14 protein-coding genes are annotated in these 14,561 nt (G+C 58.6%); 3 read left to right on the forward strand and 11 right to left on the reverse strand.

From position 1 onward, the window contains the following. Nucleotides 1–362: 362 nt before the first annotated feature. Complete coding sequence (locus MT962_RS03900) at nt 363–2,060, forward strand: aryl-sulfate sulfotransferase (protein ID WP_247364639.1); 1,698 nt, start codon at nt 363–365, stop codon at nt 2,058–2,060. A gap of 128 nt (nt 2,061–2,188) precedes the next feature. On the opposite strand, the gene MT962_RS03905 is transcribed toward MT962_RS03900, so the two are convergent. Together MT962_RS03905 and wrbA are read right to left on the reverse strand one after the other, a co-directional pair. Beyond that, nucleotides 2,189–2,416, reverse strand: coding sequence for a YccJ family protein (locus MT962_RS03905; protein ID WP_024556936.1), 228 nt, complete (start codon nt 2,414–2,416; stop codon nt 2,189–2,191). Between the two features lie 19 nt (nt 2,417–2,435). After that, nucleotides 2,436–3,032, reverse strand: coding sequence for an NAD(P)H:quinone oxidoreductase (gene wrbA / locus MT962_RS03910; RefSeq protein WP_024556935.1), 597 nt, complete (start codon nt 3,030–3,032; stop codon nt 2,436–2,438). A 415-nt stretch (nt 3,033–3,447) separates the two neighbouring features. On the opposite strand from wrbA, the gene MT962_RS03915 reads away from it, so the two are divergent. Continuing rightward, nucleotides 3,448–3,630, forward strand: a complete 183-nt coding sequence (locus MT962_RS03915; RefSeq protein WP_049294239.1) for a general stress protein — start codon at nt 3,448–3,450, stop codon at nt 3,628–3,630. 99 nt (nt 3,631–3,729) lie between these two features. Here the strand turns inward: MT962_RS03915 and rutG are convergent, their stop codons facing one another. From rutG to rutA, 7 genes are read right to left on the reverse strand one after another with little or no spacing between them, the layout of a single operon-like run. Next, a complete protein-coding gene (gene rutG / locus MT962_RS03920) occupies nt 3,730–5,073 on the reverse strand; it encodes a pyrimidine utilization transport protein G (protein ID WP_247364640.1) in 1,344 nt (447 codons plus the stop codon). A 27-nt stretch (nt 5,074–5,100) separates the two neighbouring features. Further along, complete coding sequence (rutF, locus tag MT962_RS03925) at nt 5,101–5,595, reverse strand: NADH-dependent FMN reductase RutF (RefSeq protein ID WP_024561844.1); 495 nt, start codon at nt 5,593–5,595, stop codon at nt 5,101–5,103. Nucleotides 5,596–5,604: 9 nt separating this feature from the next. Next, entirely contained in the window at nt 5,605–6,195 is a 591-nt protein-coding gene (locus MT962_RS03930; protein WP_024561845.1) for a malonic semialdehyde reductase, read from the reverse strand. Beyond that, the gene (rutD, locus tag MT962_RS03935; protein ID WP_247364641.1) at nt 6,192–7,001 is read right to left on the reverse strand and encodes a pyrimidine utilization protein D; all 810 of its coding nucleotides are present in this window, start codon (nt 6,999–7,001) and stop codon (nt 6,192–6,194) included. The genes MT962_RS03930 and rutD overlap by 4 nt, the downstream gene beginning before the upstream one ends. 3 nt (nt 7,002–7,004) lie before the next feature. Beyond that, nucleotides 7,005–7,397, reverse strand: coding sequence for a pyrimidine utilization protein C (gene rutC, locus MT962_RS03940; RefSeq protein WP_024556929.1), 393 nt, complete (start codon nt 7,395–7,397; stop codon nt 7,005–7,007). A 9-nt stretch (nt 7,398–7,406) separates the two neighbouring features. Then, nucleotides 7,407–8,105, reverse strand: a complete 699-nt coding sequence (rutB, locus tag MT962_RS03945; RefSeq protein WP_247364645.1) for a pyrimidine utilization protein B — start codon at nt 8,103–8,105, stop codon at nt 7,407–7,409. Then, nucleotides 8,105–9,196 (reverse strand): pyrimidine utilization protein A, encoded by a 1,092-nt coding sequence (rutA, locus tag MT962_RS03950; RefSeq protein WP_024561847.1) that lies wholly within the window; start codon nt 9,194–9,196, stop codon nt 8,105–8,107. The genes rutB and rutA overlap by 1 nt, the downstream gene beginning before the upstream one ends. 274 nt (nt 9,197–9,470) lie before the next feature. Here rutA and rutR point away from each other — a divergent pair, with 274 nt between their 5' ends. Beyond that, nucleotides 9,471–10,109, forward strand: coding sequence for an HTH-type transcriptional regulator RutR (gene rutR, locus MT962_RS03955; protein ID WP_024556926.1), 639 nt, complete (start codon nt 9,471–9,473; stop codon nt 10,107–10,109). Here rutR and MT962_RS03960 read toward each other — a convergent pair. Both MT962_RS03960 and putA read right to left on the reverse strand, forming a co-directional pair. Next, entirely contained in the window at nt 10,106–10,498 is a 393-nt protein-coding gene (locus MT962_RS03960; protein WP_024556925.1) for a lysozyme inhibitor LprI family protein, read from the reverse strand. The genes rutR and MT962_RS03960 overlap by 4 nt on opposite strands. Before the next feature lie 58 nt (nt 10,499–10,556). Next, entirely contained in the window at nt 10,557–14,519 is a 3,963-nt protein-coding gene (putA, locus tag MT962_RS03965) for a trifunctional transcriptional regulator/proline dehydrogenase/L-glutamate gamma-semialdehyde dehydrogenase (RefSeq protein WP_247364648.1), read from the reverse strand. Between the last annotated feature and the right edge of the window lie 42 nt (nt 14,520–14,561).

Raw genomic sequence — 14,561 nt, forward strand, 5'->3', positions numbered from 1 at the left:
GACGTATAAGCGACAGAGTGACAAAAAGTGTGGATATTCCACTTCTATCTCATTGAGTTATTAAGAACAGTAAATATAAATCAGCGTTAAATTTTCACCGTGCGGGCATTTTATAGCCGCGAATGACGTTTATTTTGCCATCTTCGACGGTGCATTTTGCGGGGGGATTAACAGTTTGACTTATTGGGTGACGTAATATTTTTGCAGGTGCTTTTAAAAGCAATTTTTAATAAGCGTTGAGAGGAGAGGGAAAAATATTGATTCACTCATGTTGAAAATAAAAAGCTAACACCGGGGCCAGCTGGTCTGGTTTCTATGAAAAGACAACTATGCCGTATATATTCTTTATTAAGGATCGTATTATGACGCTACACAGCACCGCTTTGCCGCTTCCTCGCCCGCCCATTAATCAGGGCATTGATACCACTAACAGTATTGTGATGAAGCATAACGAAATTTATTCTTCGCTATTCACTGACATTAACGCGACCCATACTCAGAGTAATGCCATCCTCACCCTGAACCCCTACGGCACCGCGCCATTAAGCCTTTATATTGGCTTATGGTCAGAAAAGGCAGAAACGCTATATATTTCCGTGACTGACCAAAACGAGCGCGCGCCCGTGCTGACTTTTACGCAGCAGGTGGCGGTGGGAGCGAACCTCATTCCTGTCGCCGGTCTGCTGGCGGATAACGTTAATCTCATCACGCTGGTTTCTTCGGCTGGCCCCACCACATGGCGAGTGCTTACCGAACCGTTGCCGCCGACAGATGCGCAGGATCCCGCCGGGCATAACCTCTTTCCTCAGGTTACGCTGAAAGTCCCGGCGAGCGATCCCGCCACGCTTGCGCAGGGGCTGTATTTTATTTCGTGTTTTGATCGTAATAATATCGCACTCGATCACCAGGCGAATGTTCGCTGGTTTACGACCAAGGATATGCCGTCAAATAATTTGCTGCGCATCGCTAACGGTAATTTTTTATCTTCCGCTATCGCGCAGGATAACTATTTGCAAATGTATGAGTTCGATATGATGGGCCGCGTGCATACCATGTATGTGCTTGATAATGCGCTGCATCATTCATTATGGCAACGGTCTGACGGTTCGCTGGTGGGCGCGTCTGAATATGCCCCGGGCACGCGGCCGGATGGCGATACCACTATTGAAGATGGCGTGTCGATAATCGATCTGCGCACCGGTCTTGAAACACACTATTACGACATGACGAAAGTCCTCGATCGCACCCGTCCATGCCGTCCTTCTAACCCGCCTTCAGCGGACGGAAGCGTAGACTGGCTGCATGTGAATCAGTGCTATATCAATGAGACCAACAATATTCTGGTCACCTCAGGACGTAATCAAAGCGCCATCTTTGGCCTCGAAGTGGAAACCGGCCAACTGCGTTTTATTATGTCCACCCATGAGGCCTGGTCTGCGGATTATCAGCCTTACTTGCTGACGCCCGTCGATGCATCAGGGGCGCCGCTTTACGATTTCAGCCAGCCGGAAGAGATCAAAAAAGCGAATCTGGAATTCTGGAACTGGGGACAGCACAACGTGCTGGAGATCCCTAACGACACGCCTGGCATTATCGATATCTCCATTTTTAATAATGGCAACTATCTCTCAAGAGATGATGCACAGAGCATTGCGCCATGGAATAACCAAAGCCGGGTAGGGCATTACCGTATCGATTTAATAAAGATGACGGTTCAGAAGCTCAACGAATATTTTTCCGGTCCGGAAGGCTACAGCAGCTTATGCGGCGCGAAACAGCTGATGCCTAATGGCAACCTGGTCGTTTGTTACGGCGGGGCGACGTTCGACGCCACCGGTTTGACCTTAACCTGCGATCCGGGCTATAGCGATGTCGATTACCAGAGCTGGGATGGAAGCGCGGAAGGCAAGCTGCCTTTACGCGAGCTTACCGCGCAGGGCGAGGTTTTACTTGAGATAACCATCGGCTCGGGCCTTGCCAGACGCAGAGAGGACGATCCCTCAATGTACCGTTACAACATTACCTGTTTCCGCGCCTATAAATTGCCGCTGTTTGGCTAAAAATAAGAAAGGAATGCGTTTATAAAACAGAAAACGGGGCCGTCGGGCCCCGTTTTTCTCTGCGCCAGCCGTGTCGCATCCGGCGCATAGTGTGGCTTAACCTTTTGCCATACCAGCAAAAGGGCGCATTACACGTTTTTACGCTCGATAGTCTGTTCGCCCCAGAAGAGCGCGTCGGCGTCGGTTTTTTTGAAAGCCCGAATCAGCACTTCATCGCTGCCTTCTTCCCAGATTTTCTCGGCCATTTTTTCATCGTAATCCGCTACCTCAAAGATCGCCTCGGCGATTTCCGGGGAGGTATTACGCAGGCTGGCCCATTCTCCTACGTGGTGAGCTTTCGACTCTTGTGTTGGCATAGTTTCCTCCTGTGCTGAATCAGCTTTTCAGTTTTACGGTAACGCCGGCCACATATTCGCCCTGGTAGCGGGCGATGGCCAGCTCTTCCGGGCTTGGCTGACGCGAACCGTCGCCGCCTGCGATAGTCGTGGCGCCATAAGGCGTGCCGCCGCGCACCGCGGAAATATCAAACAGTTCCTGGGCCCCGTAACCGATGGGCACAATTACCATCCCATGATGTGCAAGCGTAGTCCATGTGGAGGTAATCGTCTGTTCCTGGCCGCCGCCGGTGCCGGTGGAGCTAAACACGCTGGCTACCTTCCCGTAGAGCGCGCCAGAAGCCCAAAGTCCGCCGGTCTGGTCAAAGAAGGTGCGCATCTGGCCGGACATATTGCCGAAACGGGTAGGCGTGCCGATGATAATGGCGTCGTAATCCGCCAGCTCCTGCGGCGTGGCTACCGGTGCGTTCTGCGCTTTCCCACCCGCTTTCGCGAACAGGTCTGGCGGCATGGTCTCCGGCACGCGCTTGATGGTCACTTCCACGCCTTCCACTTTTTCTGCGCCTTCCGCTACCGCATGCGCCATGGTCTCAATGTGTCCGTACATTGAGTAATAAAGCACCAGTACTTTAACCATTGACCTGACTCCTTAAGTTTTAAGGCTTTTTTTACGGGGAACCGTCAGCAGCGTTATCGCTGCGCTCTAGTAAAGATAAGCGCTGATGAGCGGAGTGCCAAGGTAGCAAACCAATTAATTGATTTTTAAGAAAATATAACGTTTGTTTGCTTTGTTATATTTAGAAACATGTCAAAATAATTACGTTTTGTTAATCATAAGAATGGCTTATAGATGGAAGCGGCAAAAATTCCGCCGTTTGGTCAATTTGATGTTGCAGAATATTACCGTTTCCCGACCAAACGCGACTGCTGCACTAAGCTTCAGATCACGCGGCAATGATAAAAGGTTTCGACCTGTTGCCGCCAGGTGAAAGGATCCTCTTTTACTGAATGCAGTATGATGTCTAATGATTTCACATATCTGGAGGTCAGAAATGGCAAACCATCGTGGTGGTTCAGGTAATTTCGCAGAAGATCGTGAAAGAGCATCAGAAGCAGGTCGTAAAGGTGGCCAGCACAGCGGCGGGAACTTCAAAAATGACCCGCAGCGCGCATCTGAAGCTGGGAAAAAAGGGGGCAAAAATAGTCATGGCGGTGGCCGCAGCAGCAACAGCTAATGACTATTCAAGCAATTAGCCGCGATATCTGACGATTAATGGTTGATAGCTGCCCCAACGCCGCCGGGTTCGCCCGGCGGCTGTTTTTTTATTCATCGTTTATTTCGGGAATGTCTGGCTCACGGTGGGTTCCTGCGGCGTGATATCCGCTGCGAGGACAGTCGGCGGGCGCCGGCTTAAAATCGCGTTAAGTAAAATCGCCCCGAACGTCGCCGTTCCAATGCCGCCAAGCGTAAAGTCGCCTACCTTCAGCGCAAAATCCCCGGCGCCCAGCACCAGCGTGACCGCCACCATAATCAAATTGCCGTTCTGGCTTAAATCCACGCGATGCTGCACCCAGATGCGCGCGCCCGCGACGGCAATCAACCCAAACACCACTATCGACGCGCCGCCAATCACCGGACCGGGAATGGTATGAATCAGCGCGCCGAATTTAGGCGAAAAGCCCAGCAGCATGGCGATGACGGAAGCGGCGACAAACACCAGCGTCGAGTAAACTTTTGTCACCGCCATCACGCCGATATTTTCCGCATAGGTGGTCACGCCGCTGCCGCCCACTGCGCCGGAAAGCATTGTCGCCAGCCCGTCGCCGACAAACGCCCGTCCAATGTACGGGTCCATATTCCGCCCGGTCATTCCCGCTACCGCTTTCAGGTGGCCGAGGTTTTCCGCCACCAGGATCACGGCAACGGGCGCGATAAGCATTACCGCCTGGCCGCTAAACGTGGGGGCGGTAAAGTGCGGAAGGCCAAACCACGCGGCCTGCGCGACCGGTGAAAAATCCACCGGTTTACCGAGTCCGAGACCGTTGGTCAGCACGGCGTAAAGGGCCCAGGCCAGAATCAGGCCGATTAAAATCAGCAGACGTTGCACCATGCCCCGGGTAAAAACCGCCACCAGACCAATACAGAGCACGGTCATCACCGCCATCCAGCTATCGAAACTGCTGGCGGAGACGCTTTTCACCGCGATGGGGGCGAGATTTAAGCCAATCGCCATCACCACGGCGCCGGTCACCACCGGCGGCATCAGCCGTTCAATCCAGCGGGTGCCCGATTTCATCACCACAAAACCAATCAGCGTATAAAGCAGGCCGCAGGCGATAACCCCGCCCAGCGCCACGCTGAGGTTGGGGTTCAGCCCCTGGCCGCTAAAGCCGGTCACGGCGATCACCACGCCGACAAACGCAGCGCTCGAACCAAGGTAGCTTGGCACGCGACCGCCGGTCACCAGAAAGAAAAGCAGCGTGCCGATGCCGGAAAGCAGGATGGCGAGGTTCGGGTCAAGCCCCATCAGCAGCGGCATCAGCACCGTGGCGCCGAACATCGCCACCGCATGCTGAACGCCCATGACCACCGTCTGACCGAGTGGGAGCGTTTCGTCCGGGGCCACCACTTCACCCGCTGTATGTTTACGCCATTGAGGAAACCAGGTGTGTGACATGTGAAACTCCTGCGCAGAAGAGGGCGGCTAACAGGCGGGCCGCATCAGTTGGTGGTAACCCCGGTCAAACCACACCAGGCCGTGGGTGTCGTCGTTACGTGCTATTTCCATCACTTCGCAAAACAGAATGTCGTGTGTGCCGACGCTGACGGTCTGGCTTATCCGGCAGTCAAAGGAGACCACGGCGCCTTCAAGCCGCGGGCAGCCGGTGACGCCATAGCGCCACTCGGCGGCGGTAAAGCGCTCCGCCATCGGCGTTTTGCCGCCGAAAAGGTTGGAGAGCGACTCGTGTCCGGCGGCGAGGGTATTAACGCAAAGCTGGCGGTTTTCGCTAAAGACAGGCCATACCGAGGCGGCGCGGTTCAGGCAGACCAGCAGCGTTGGAGGGCTGTCCGTTACGCTGCAAACGGCGGAGGCGGTAAAGCCCGCCATGCCCGCCGGACCATCGGTAGTAATGATGTTGACGGCGGCGCCGAGGCGCGCCATGGCATCGCGAAACTGTTGTTGGCTTGGCACCGACATGACGTTCTCCTATAAAAGCGCGCAGGCATCGTTGAAAGCGAGGCGCGGCAGGCGCGGGTAAACCCGGCTGGCATCGCCGTAGCCAATATTGATCAGCAGATTGCTTTTCCAGGTCATGCCTGCGAAAAACTCCGCGTCTACCTTATCGCGATCAAAGCCGGACATTGGCCCGCAGTCCAGCCCCAGCGCCCGGCAGGCCATTATCAGATAAGCCGCCTGCAGCGAGCTGTTGCGAAATGCCGTCTCTTCGGCAAGCGCCGTGCTTGAGGTAAACCACGAGCGGGCGTCGCCATGGGGGAAAAGCTCAGGCAGTTTGTCGTAAAACTGCGTATCCCAGGCAACCACAACGGTGACCGGAGCAGACAGCGTTTTCTCAAGGTTGCCGGAAGAGAGCGCGGGCTTAAGCCGGGCCTTGCCTTCCGGGGTGCGGATAAACAGAAACCGCCCCGGCGAGCAGTTCGCGGAGGTGGGCGCCATCCGCGCCAGCGCATAAATCTCCTGCAATTGTTCGTCGCTGACCCGCCTCTCCAGCCAGGCGTTATGGGTACGCGCCTGGGTAAACAGGGTATCCAGCGCGCTCAGGTTTACGGCTTCACTCATACAGTTTCCTTAGCGACAGGCGGCATCGTCAGGGTCGCCGCCAGAAAGGTTTTTACCAGCTCGTTAAACGCGCCGCTGGCGGTGACGTTGCAGGCGTGTGCTCCCCAGGGCAGCACCTCCAGGCGGCTGTCGGGCAGTGCGTCATGGAGCGCCGCCGAGCAGTTCCAGGGCACCAGCAGGTCATCGCGGGCGCAGATAAGCAGCACGGGCTGGGCAATCGCCTGCGCCGTCTGGCTGAAGTCGGCGGCTTTCAGCGCCGCCAGCCTGCGTTGCAGGTTTTCCGCGCCCTGAAAATGGGCGTTATGCAGCGCTTCTTCCGCTTCCAGGCGCGGCTGGTTGGCCGCCATCCAGTCAGCCGGGTAGAGAAACAGCGGCTGCGCCTCAAGGTACGCCGCCGCGCCGCACTCCCGTAAAAGCCGTTCACGCACCGCAAAACAGCGGCGGGTATGCGGATTAAGACGCAGCCAGCCGTTGATGATGACAAGCGTCGCGACGGCCTGCGGATAATCCAGGGCGAGCTGCATGCCAATATGCCCGCCAAGCGCATGGCCCATGACCCCAAAGCGGGTAATGCCATGGGCGAGCAGCGCGTCATGCAGCTCGCGCGCCATATCCGCCATGCTGTAGCCTTCCGGCAGTGTTGCCGGGTTATTGCCGGTGCCGCGCTGATCGTACAGCACCAGCTGATAGTGCGGCTCAAGCGCGGCGCGCTGGGGCAGCCAGTAGCCGCCCGCGCCGCCCAGCCCCGCTATCAGAACCAGCACCGGCGCGCCGGGGTAAGGCGCCGGGGTAAGGGTCAGGTTCATGGCTTACCCCTGCTTACCGATGTGCGCTACCGTCGCTATCTCCACCAGCGCGTCGGGTTTCACCAGCCCGCACTGAATGCAGAAGCGCGCAGGCTTATCGCCCGGGAAAAACTCGGCGTAAACCTCGTTAATCGCGGCGTAGTTTTTCCAGTCGGTAATAAAGATCGAGTTGAATGTCACGTCCTCCATCGTCCCGCCCGCGGTTTCGATAACGCTCCGTATCGTCTCCAGCACGTGACGGGTTTGCGCCTTTGGGTCGCCGGGATAAACCACGTTATTGAGCTTGTCGAACGGCAGCGTGCCGGAGACATAAACCACGCCGTCAGCCAGCGTGCCTGGCACAAAAGGGGCAATGGGCGTTGTCGTGCCCGGCGGAATAATGACCTGTTTTGGCATGATGGCTCCTTATGCGATACGGGCGAGGGCAGCGGGGACGAGCGCGTCGCAGAAGGTAGCGACGTCGCTGACCCAGCCAAAAAACGTTTCAATGTTGAACAGCGCCGCCTGCTGGGCGAACGCCGGGCCCGCCTGGTGGGTGGCGTCGCTCAGCACCACGCCGAAGTACTCCAGGAAAAAGCCGTCGCGCAGCGTCGATTCAACGCACACGTTGGTGGCGATGCCGGTAAACACCAGGTGGCGGATCCCCCGGCTGCGCAGGATGCTGTCGAGCGGTGTGTTGAAAAAGCCGCTGTAGCGCGGTTTCGGCAGCACGATGTCGCCCGGCTGCGGCTTCAGCTCGTCCACGAGTTCATAATCCCAGCCGCCTTTTGCGAGCAGCTTGCCCTGCAGTTCCGGGCGGCTGCGCATCGTTTTCAGCGCGTTAGACTTGTGCCAGTTGGGCGAGCCGGGGCCGCCTGCTTCTACATAGTCGCTGTCCCAGCCGTTCTGGAACCAGATGATGGTCATGCCCGCCTTGCGCGCAGCGGCCACTGCGACATTGATTTTTTCGATAACCGGTTGCGTGGCGGAAACGTCAAACCCGGCGAGATCCAGATAACCGCCCTGGCTTGCGTAGGCGTTTTGCATATCCACCACAATCAGCGCGCTCTGTTCCGGCGTGAATTCGATAGCTTCCGGGCGAGCTTTCAGCGTCAGGCTTTTCATTACGCCACCTCCCTGGTGATTTGCGGAATATGGGCGCGGCATTGCATCAGCGGCTGGATGCGTTCGCCGAAGGTCTCCACGCCGGTCAGGAAATCATCAAACGTCAGCAGCACGCCTTGCGCGCCCGGCACCGTCGCCACTTCATCCAGCAGCCGCGCTACGGTTGCGTAAGAGCCCACCAGCGTGCCCATGTTGATATTGACGGCCGACGTCGGGTCCGCCATCTGGCGCACGTTGGTATCGGCGCCGGAGCGGGTATCTTTCTGGCTCTGCTCGGTAAGCCACGCCAGCGCCTCTTCATCCGCGCCCGCTTTGTAATGCTCCCATTTGGCGCGCGCCGCGTCGTCGGTTTCGTCGGCTATCACCATAAACAGCACGTAAGAGCCGACCTCGCGCCCGGCTTTTTCCGCCGCCGCTTTCATACGCGCCGCCGTTGGCGCGAACGCGGTGGGGGTGTTAACCCCTTTGCCGAAGCAAAAGTTGTAATCGGCGTGCGCAGCGGAAAACGCCATGCCCGCATCGCTCTGACCGGCGCAAATCACCTTCATCGGTTTTTGCGGCTGCGGGCTGACGCGGCAGTCGTTCATGGTGAAAAAATCGCCTTTGAAATCGCTTTTGCCCGTGCCCCACAGGTCGCGAAGCACCTGCACATATTCGGTGAGGTAGTCGTAGCGGCGGGAGAAGTAGTCATCCCCCGGCCAGAGGCCCATTTGCTCATACTCTGGTTTTTGCCAGCCGGTGACGAGGTTCACGCCGAAGCGCCCGCCGGAGATAGAGTCGATAGTCGAGGCCATGCGGGCCACGATGGCGGGCGGCAGGGTAAGGGTGGCGGCGGTGGCGTAAATCTCAATGCGCGAGGTGACCGCCGCAAGCCCGGCCATCAGGGTGAAGGACTCCAGGTTATGATCCCAGAACTCGGTTTTGCCGCCAAAGCCGCGCAGCTTAATCATCGACAAGGCGAAATCGAAATGGTACTGCTCCGCTTTTTGCACAATCGCCTTGTTTAACTCAAACGTCGGCATGTACTGGGGAGCGTGGGTGGAAATCAGCCAGCCGTTGTTGCCGATAGGAACAAACACACCAATTTTCATCGCGAACCTCATCAAAGTCGGAAAGGGATCTCGCGCGGCGCTGCGTCCTGCATTTTCCGTTAAGCCTCGCTCGAAAGAGGTAGTGCAAGGGGTATGCCAGCTTTAAAAGCTTCATTGTTATCAATACGTTGCTCATTTGTTGAAAATTTAACCGTAAAAAAGTGGACTAAACGGTCAAAAAGGCTGCACAGAAAACAGGCAGCGCTGCGCGATGAGGGTGCAGGCGGCGGGGGGCTTTTGCTATGCTTGAGGCAAAACGCAAAGGAGAGAGCGCATGGCGCAAGGCGCGGTTAAAGAGGTGGGCAGGCGCTCAAAAGCGGTAGCGGCGAAAAAGCAGGCGATTCTGGCCGCAGGGCTCGACTATTTCTCACGGTTCGGCATTCATGGCACCAGCCTTGAGCAGGTGGCTGAAAAAGCGGACGTTTCTAAAACCAATCTTCTCTATTACTACCCGTCGAAAGAGGCGCTCTACGTCGCGGTGCTTAAACAGATCCTGGATATCTGGCTGGCGCCGCTGAAGGCGTTTCGCGCCGACCTGCAACCGCTGGCGGCGATAGGCGAGTACATTCGCCTTAAGCTTGAAGTCTCCCGCGATCACCCGCAGGCCTCGAAGCTCTTTTGCCTGGAAATGCTGCAGGGCGCGCCGCTTTTAATGGCGGAGCTTTCCGGCGACCTGAAAAGCCTGGTGGATGAGAAATCGGCGATTATCGCAGGCTGGGTGGCGAGCGGCAAAATCGGCCCGGTGGACCCGCATCATCTGATCTTTATGATCTGGGCCAGCACGCAGCACTACGCCGATTTCGCCACCCAGGTGGAAGCGGTGACGGGAAAGACGTTGCAGGATGAGGCCTTCTTTCGCCAGACCGTGGAAAACGTACAGCGAATGGTGATAGAAGGCATCCGTCCGCGTTAAGGGGCTGGCGGCAGCGGGCAACTCACGTCGCCTTCTTCGCACTGGGTTAACGACTCGAGAAACGCGGCGCGCTCGCGGGTTTTATCCGCCAGGCACTGGCTCTCTATCATCGGCTGCACGTTGCCGCCGTTGGCGCCCGAGCTGACAAAGGCGCAGTCGGCGTCGCGCACGTTAAGCCAGGCGCTCTGCGCTTTTTTCAGCAAGTCGCGCTGCGCAACGCTTGCGCGGTCCATCACTTTCTTATAGCTGGCGTTCATGGCGGTATCCGCTTGCTGGTAGTCCGCGGCGGCGCAAACGTTGAGATCCGTCTGGGTGGTCGCCTTTTCGCAATTGTCGGCAAGCGCTGGGGCGCTCAGCAAGGCAAGCAGGTAGAGCGGGAGTCGTTTCATGGGGTCTCTCCATAAAAAAAGGCTCCTGAAACAGGAGCCTTGCTAGCGTAGCCAGTTCTTAGCCGATTGTCATCAGGCTGGCGTTGCCGCCCGCCGCCGCGGTGTTGACGCTAAGCGAGCGTTCCACCCACAGCCGCTCCAGCAGCAGGTTAGTTTCCCCGCGCTCGAAGCCCTGCACCGACACAATCGCCCCCTCGCGGCCCGCTACCTGTTCGCACAGCGTACGCAGCTGGTCGGAATCGCCATGGTAGATAACCGCGTCGAAACGCTGGCCCATCAGCTGGTCCGGCTTCGCAAAGTCGATAACCTGCTGCACCGCGCCGGGCAGCTGTTTCGCGAGTTCGCGATGCAGCTTGTCGTCCGGCCACAGCGCGCGGCTGCCTGCGCTGGTCGCCGCTGCCAGCTGGACAAGCGCGTCCTGCTCGTTATCCGCCACGCACAGCACGCGCTCGCGCGGCAGCAGCGTCCAGGTGTTGCGCTCGCCTGTCGGCCCCGGCAGTACGCGCTGCGCGCCGGTCTGCGAAAGCTCGGCGTATTTCTCGCACAGCGCTTTAAAGTCCGGGCGTCCCGCCGCCCACTGGGTGAGCGCCTGATGCGGCTGCGTCAGCGCGTTTTTAAGCTGCGTGTCTACCGGATATACCGCATCCTGACGGTTGAAGGTGGTCAGCGCCGCGTGCGGCGGACGGTTCGCCAGCAGGCGGTAGAGGTAAAGCGGACCGCCCGCTTTCGGGCCGGTGCCGGAAAGCCCCTCGCCGCCAAACGGCTGCACGCCCACCACCGCGCCAACCATATTGCGGTTAACGTAGAGGTTGCCGACTTTCGCCGCGCCCGTTACCTGGGCGATAGTTTCATCAATGCGGGTATGCACGCCGAGCGTCAGGCCGTAACCTGCGCGGTTGATCTGCTCAATCAGCCCGTCGAGATTGTTGCGGCTGTAGCGCACCACGTGCAGCACCGGGCCGAAAATCTCTTTTTGCAGCTCGTCAAAGCTTTCCAGTTCGATAAGCGTCGGCATAACAAACGTGCCGGCCTGCCATTCGCGCGCATCAACGCTGTTTTCACGCACCGCCTGGAAGACGTTGCGGCCTTTGGCGCGCATCGCCTGAATATGGCGGTCGATATTGGCTTTCGCTTCAGCGTCGATAACCGGGCCGACGTCGGTGGAGAGGCGGCCTGGGTTGCCCATGCGGCACTCCGCCATGGCGCCTTTGAGCATCGTCAGCGTGTGATCGGCAATATCTTCCTGCAGACAGAGCACGCGCAGGGCGGAGCAGCGCTGGCCAGCGCTGTCGAACGCGGAAGCGACCACATCCACCACCACCTGTTCGGTCAGGGCGGAGGAGTCGACAATCATCGCGTTCAGCCCGCCGGTTTCCGCAATCAGCGGCGTCGGACGGCCCTGCGGGTCAAGGCGGGTGGCGATGTTGCGTTGCAGAAGGGTTGCCACTTCCGTTGAGCCGGTAAACATCACGGCGCGTACGCGCTCATCGCCAGTCAGCTTCGCACCGACCGTTTCGCCGCGCCCAGGCAGCAGTTGCAGCACGCCCGCCGGTACGCCCGCTTCCAGCAAGATATTCACGCCCTGAGCGGCAATCAGCGGCGTTTGCTCCGCCGGTTTCGCCAGCACGCTGTTGCCAGCGGCGAGGGCGGCGGCAATCTGGCCGGTAAAGATAGCGAGCGGGAAGTTCCATGGGCTGATGCAGACCACCGGGCCGAGCGGGCGATGGGTTTCGTTATCGAAATCGTCGCGCACCTGGCCTGCGTAGTAATAGAGGAAATCCACCGCCTCGCGCACTTCCGCGATGGCGTTGCTGAAGGTTTTGCCCGCTTCGCGCACCAGGATGCCGATAAGCGTCTGCATCTGGTCTTCCATCAGCACGGCGGCGCGCTCAAGAATGGCGGCGCGCTCCTGCGGCGGGGTGGCGAACCAGATTGGCGCGCTGTTCACGGCGTTGTCCAGCGCCTGCGAGACTTCCGCGTCGGTGGCTTCACGCACGTAGCCGACGATATCTTTCGGCTCCGCCGGGTTAATTACCGGCGTCAGCTCGCCTGCTTCCACCGCGGTTTCCAGTACCGGCAGCGCCTGCCATTTGTGCGCGGCGCTGTTAAGCAGCGCGGAGGAGAGCGAAGCCAGACGGTGTTCGTTTGAGAGATCAAGCCCCGTCGAGTTAATGCGGCCTTCGCCATAGAGATTGTGCGGCAGCGGGATTTTCGGGTGCGGCAGGCCCGCTTTCCCTTCCTGCGCCGCCAGTTTTTCCACCGCGGCGACCGGGTCCGCCACCAGCTCATCCAGCGGCAGCGTGGTATCGGCGATGCGGTTGACGAACGAAGTGTTGGCGCCGTTTTCCAGCAGACGACGCACCAGATAGGCGAGCAGGGTTTCATGCGTGCCTACCGGAGCATAAATACGGCACGGCCGGTTCAGCTTGCCGTCCGCCACTTTCCCCACCACCTGCTCGTAGAGCGGCTCGCCCATGCCGTGCAGGCACTGGAATTCATACTGGCCGGGGTAGTAGTTCTGGCCCGCCAGGTTATAAATCGCCGCCAGCGTATGGGCATTATGGGTCGCGAACTGCGGATAAATAAGGTTCGGCACCGCCAGCAGCTTTTTCGCGCAGGCGAGGTAGGAGATATCGGTGTAAACCTTGCGGGTGTAAACCGGGTAGCCTTCAAGGCCTTCCATCTGGGCGCGTTTGATTTCGCTGTCCCAGTAAGCGCCTTTCACCAGACGGATCATCAGGCGACGGCGGCTGCGGGTAGCGAGATCGATTAAGTAATCAATTACAAACGGGCAGCGCTTCTGGTACGCCTGAATAACGAACCCGATGCCGTTCCAGCCCGCCAGCTCCGGCTCGAAGCAGAGTTTTTCCAGCAGGTCGAGGGAGATCTCCAGGCGGTCCGCCTCTTCGGCGTCGATGTTAATGCCGATGTCATACTGGCGCGCCAGCAGGGTGAGCGACTTCAGGCGCGGGTAAAGTTCTTCCATGACGCGGTCATACTGCGCGCGGCTGTAGCGCGGGTGCAGCGCCGAAAGCTTAATGGAGATGCCTGGGCCTTCATAAATGCCGCGGCCGTTAGAGGCTTTACCGATGGCGTGGATCGCCTGCTGGTAAGAGACCATGTAAGCCTGCGCATCGGCGGCGGTCAGCGCCGCTTCGCCGAGCATATCGTAAGAGTAGCGGAACCCTTTTTCTTCGAGCTTGCGGGCGTTGGCCAGCGCCTCGGCGATGGTTTCGCCGGTCACGAACTGCTCGCCCATCAGGCGCATCGCCATGTCCACGCCTTTGCGGATAAGCGGCTCGCCGCTCTTGCCGATGATGCGGTTGAGTGAGCGCGACAGGCTGGCTTCGTTATGGGTGGAGACCAGACGACCCGTAAAGAGCAGCCCCCAGGTGGCGGCGTTAACAAACAGCGAAGGGCTGCGGCCAATGTGAGACTGCCAGTTGCCGTTGCTGATTTTGTCGCGGATCAGCGCGTCGCGGGTCGCTTTATCAGGAATACGCAGCAGCGCCTCGGCAAGGCACATCAGCGCCACCCCTTCCTGAGAAGAGAGCGAGAACTCCTGCAACAGGCTCTGCACCATGCCCGCACGCCCGGAAGCGGTCTTCTGGTTGCGCAGCTTCTCTGCAAGCTTATAAGCGAGTTGATGCGTCTGCTCCGCCACCGGCGCAGGCAGGCGCGCTTGTTCAAGCAGCATTGGCACGGCGTCCGTTTCCGCACGGCGGTAAGCGCTGGTGATGGCGGCGCGGTTGACCGACTGCGGCAGGATCTGCTCGGCGAATTCCAGGAAGGGCTGATGCGTCTCTTCCGGTTGGACGATGTTTTCTTCGCTCTCATTGGCCGCCCCCGCCAGCAGGGCAGGCAGCTCCGGCAGCGTATCGTCGCTTTCGAGTCGTTCAAGATAATTGAAAATAGCCTGCTTAATCAGCCAGTGCGGCGTGCGGTCTATTTTGGTTGCGGCGGCTTTGATGCGCTCACGGGTGGCATCATCCAGCTTGACCCCCATGGTAGTGGTGCCCATGCCTTTAGCTCCTGTTTTCTTCGCGTTTTTCTCTGCGGTTAA

Source organism: Franconibacter sp. IITDAS19 (assembly GCF_023079515.1).
GTDB classification, from domain to species: domain Bacteria; phylum Pseudomonadota; class Gammaproteobacteria; order Enterobacterales; family Enterobacteriaceae; genus Franconibacter; species Franconibacter pulveris.

What these genes read in the sequence shown, in the direction of transcription:
- rutF (WP_024561844.1), bottom strand. Translation starts at nt 5,595, where the DNA reads ATGTCGGTGCCAAGCCAACAACAGTTTCGCGATGCCATGGCGCGCCTC.
- rutA (WP_024561847.1), bottom strand. Translation starts at nt 9,196, where the DNA reads ATGAAAATTGGTGTGTTTGTTCCTATCGGCAACAACGGCTGGCTGATT.
- putA (WP_247364648.1), bottom strand. Translation starts at nt 14,519, where the DNA reads ATGGGCACCACTACCATGGGGGTCAAGCTGGATGATGCCACCCGTGAG.
- wrbA (WP_024556935.1), bottom strand. Translation starts at nt 3,032, where the DNA reads ATGGTTAAAGTACTGGTGCTTTATTACTCAATGTACGGACACATTGAG.
- rutR (WP_024556926.1), top strand. Translation starts at nt 9,471, where the DNA reads ATGGCGCAAGGCGCGGTTAAAGAGGTGGGCAGGCGCTCAAAAGCGGTA.
- rutD (WP_247364641.1), bottom strand. Translation starts at nt 7,001, where the DNA reads ATGAACCTGACCCTTACCCCGGCGCCTTACCCCGGCGCGCCGGTGCTG.
- MT962_RS03930 (WP_024561845.1), bottom strand. Translation starts at nt 6,195, where the DNA reads ATGAGTGAAGCCGTAAACCTGAGCGCGCTGGATACCCTGTTTACCCAG.
- rutG (WP_247364640.1), bottom strand. Translation starts at nt 5,073, where the DNA reads ATGTCACACACCTGGTTTCCTCAATGGCGTAAACATACAGCGGGTGAA.
- rutB (WP_247364645.1), bottom strand. Translation starts at nt 8,105, where the DNA reads ATGAAAAGCCTGACGCTGAAAGCTCGCCCGGAAGCTATCGAATTCACG.
- rutC (WP_024556929.1), bottom strand. Translation starts at nt 7,397, where the DNA reads ATGCCAAAACAGGTCATTATTCCGCCGGGCACGACAACGCCCATTGCC.
- MT962_RS03960 (WP_024556925.1), bottom strand. Translation starts at nt 10,498, where the DNA reads ATGAAACGACTCCCGCTCTACCTGCTTGCCTTGCTGAGCGCCCCAGCG.
- MT962_RS03915 (WP_049294239.1), top strand. Translation starts at nt 3,448, where the DNA reads ATGGCAAACCATCGTGGTGGTTCAGGTAATTTCGCAGAAGATCGTGAA.
- MT962_RS03900 (WP_247364639.1), top strand. Translation starts at nt 363, where the DNA reads ATGACGCTACACAGCACCGCTTTGCCGCTTCCTCGCCCGCCCATTAAT.
- MT962_RS03905 (WP_024556936.1), bottom strand. Translation starts at nt 2,416, where the DNA reads ATGCCAACACAAGAGTCGAAAGCTCACCACGTAGGAGAATGGGCCAGC.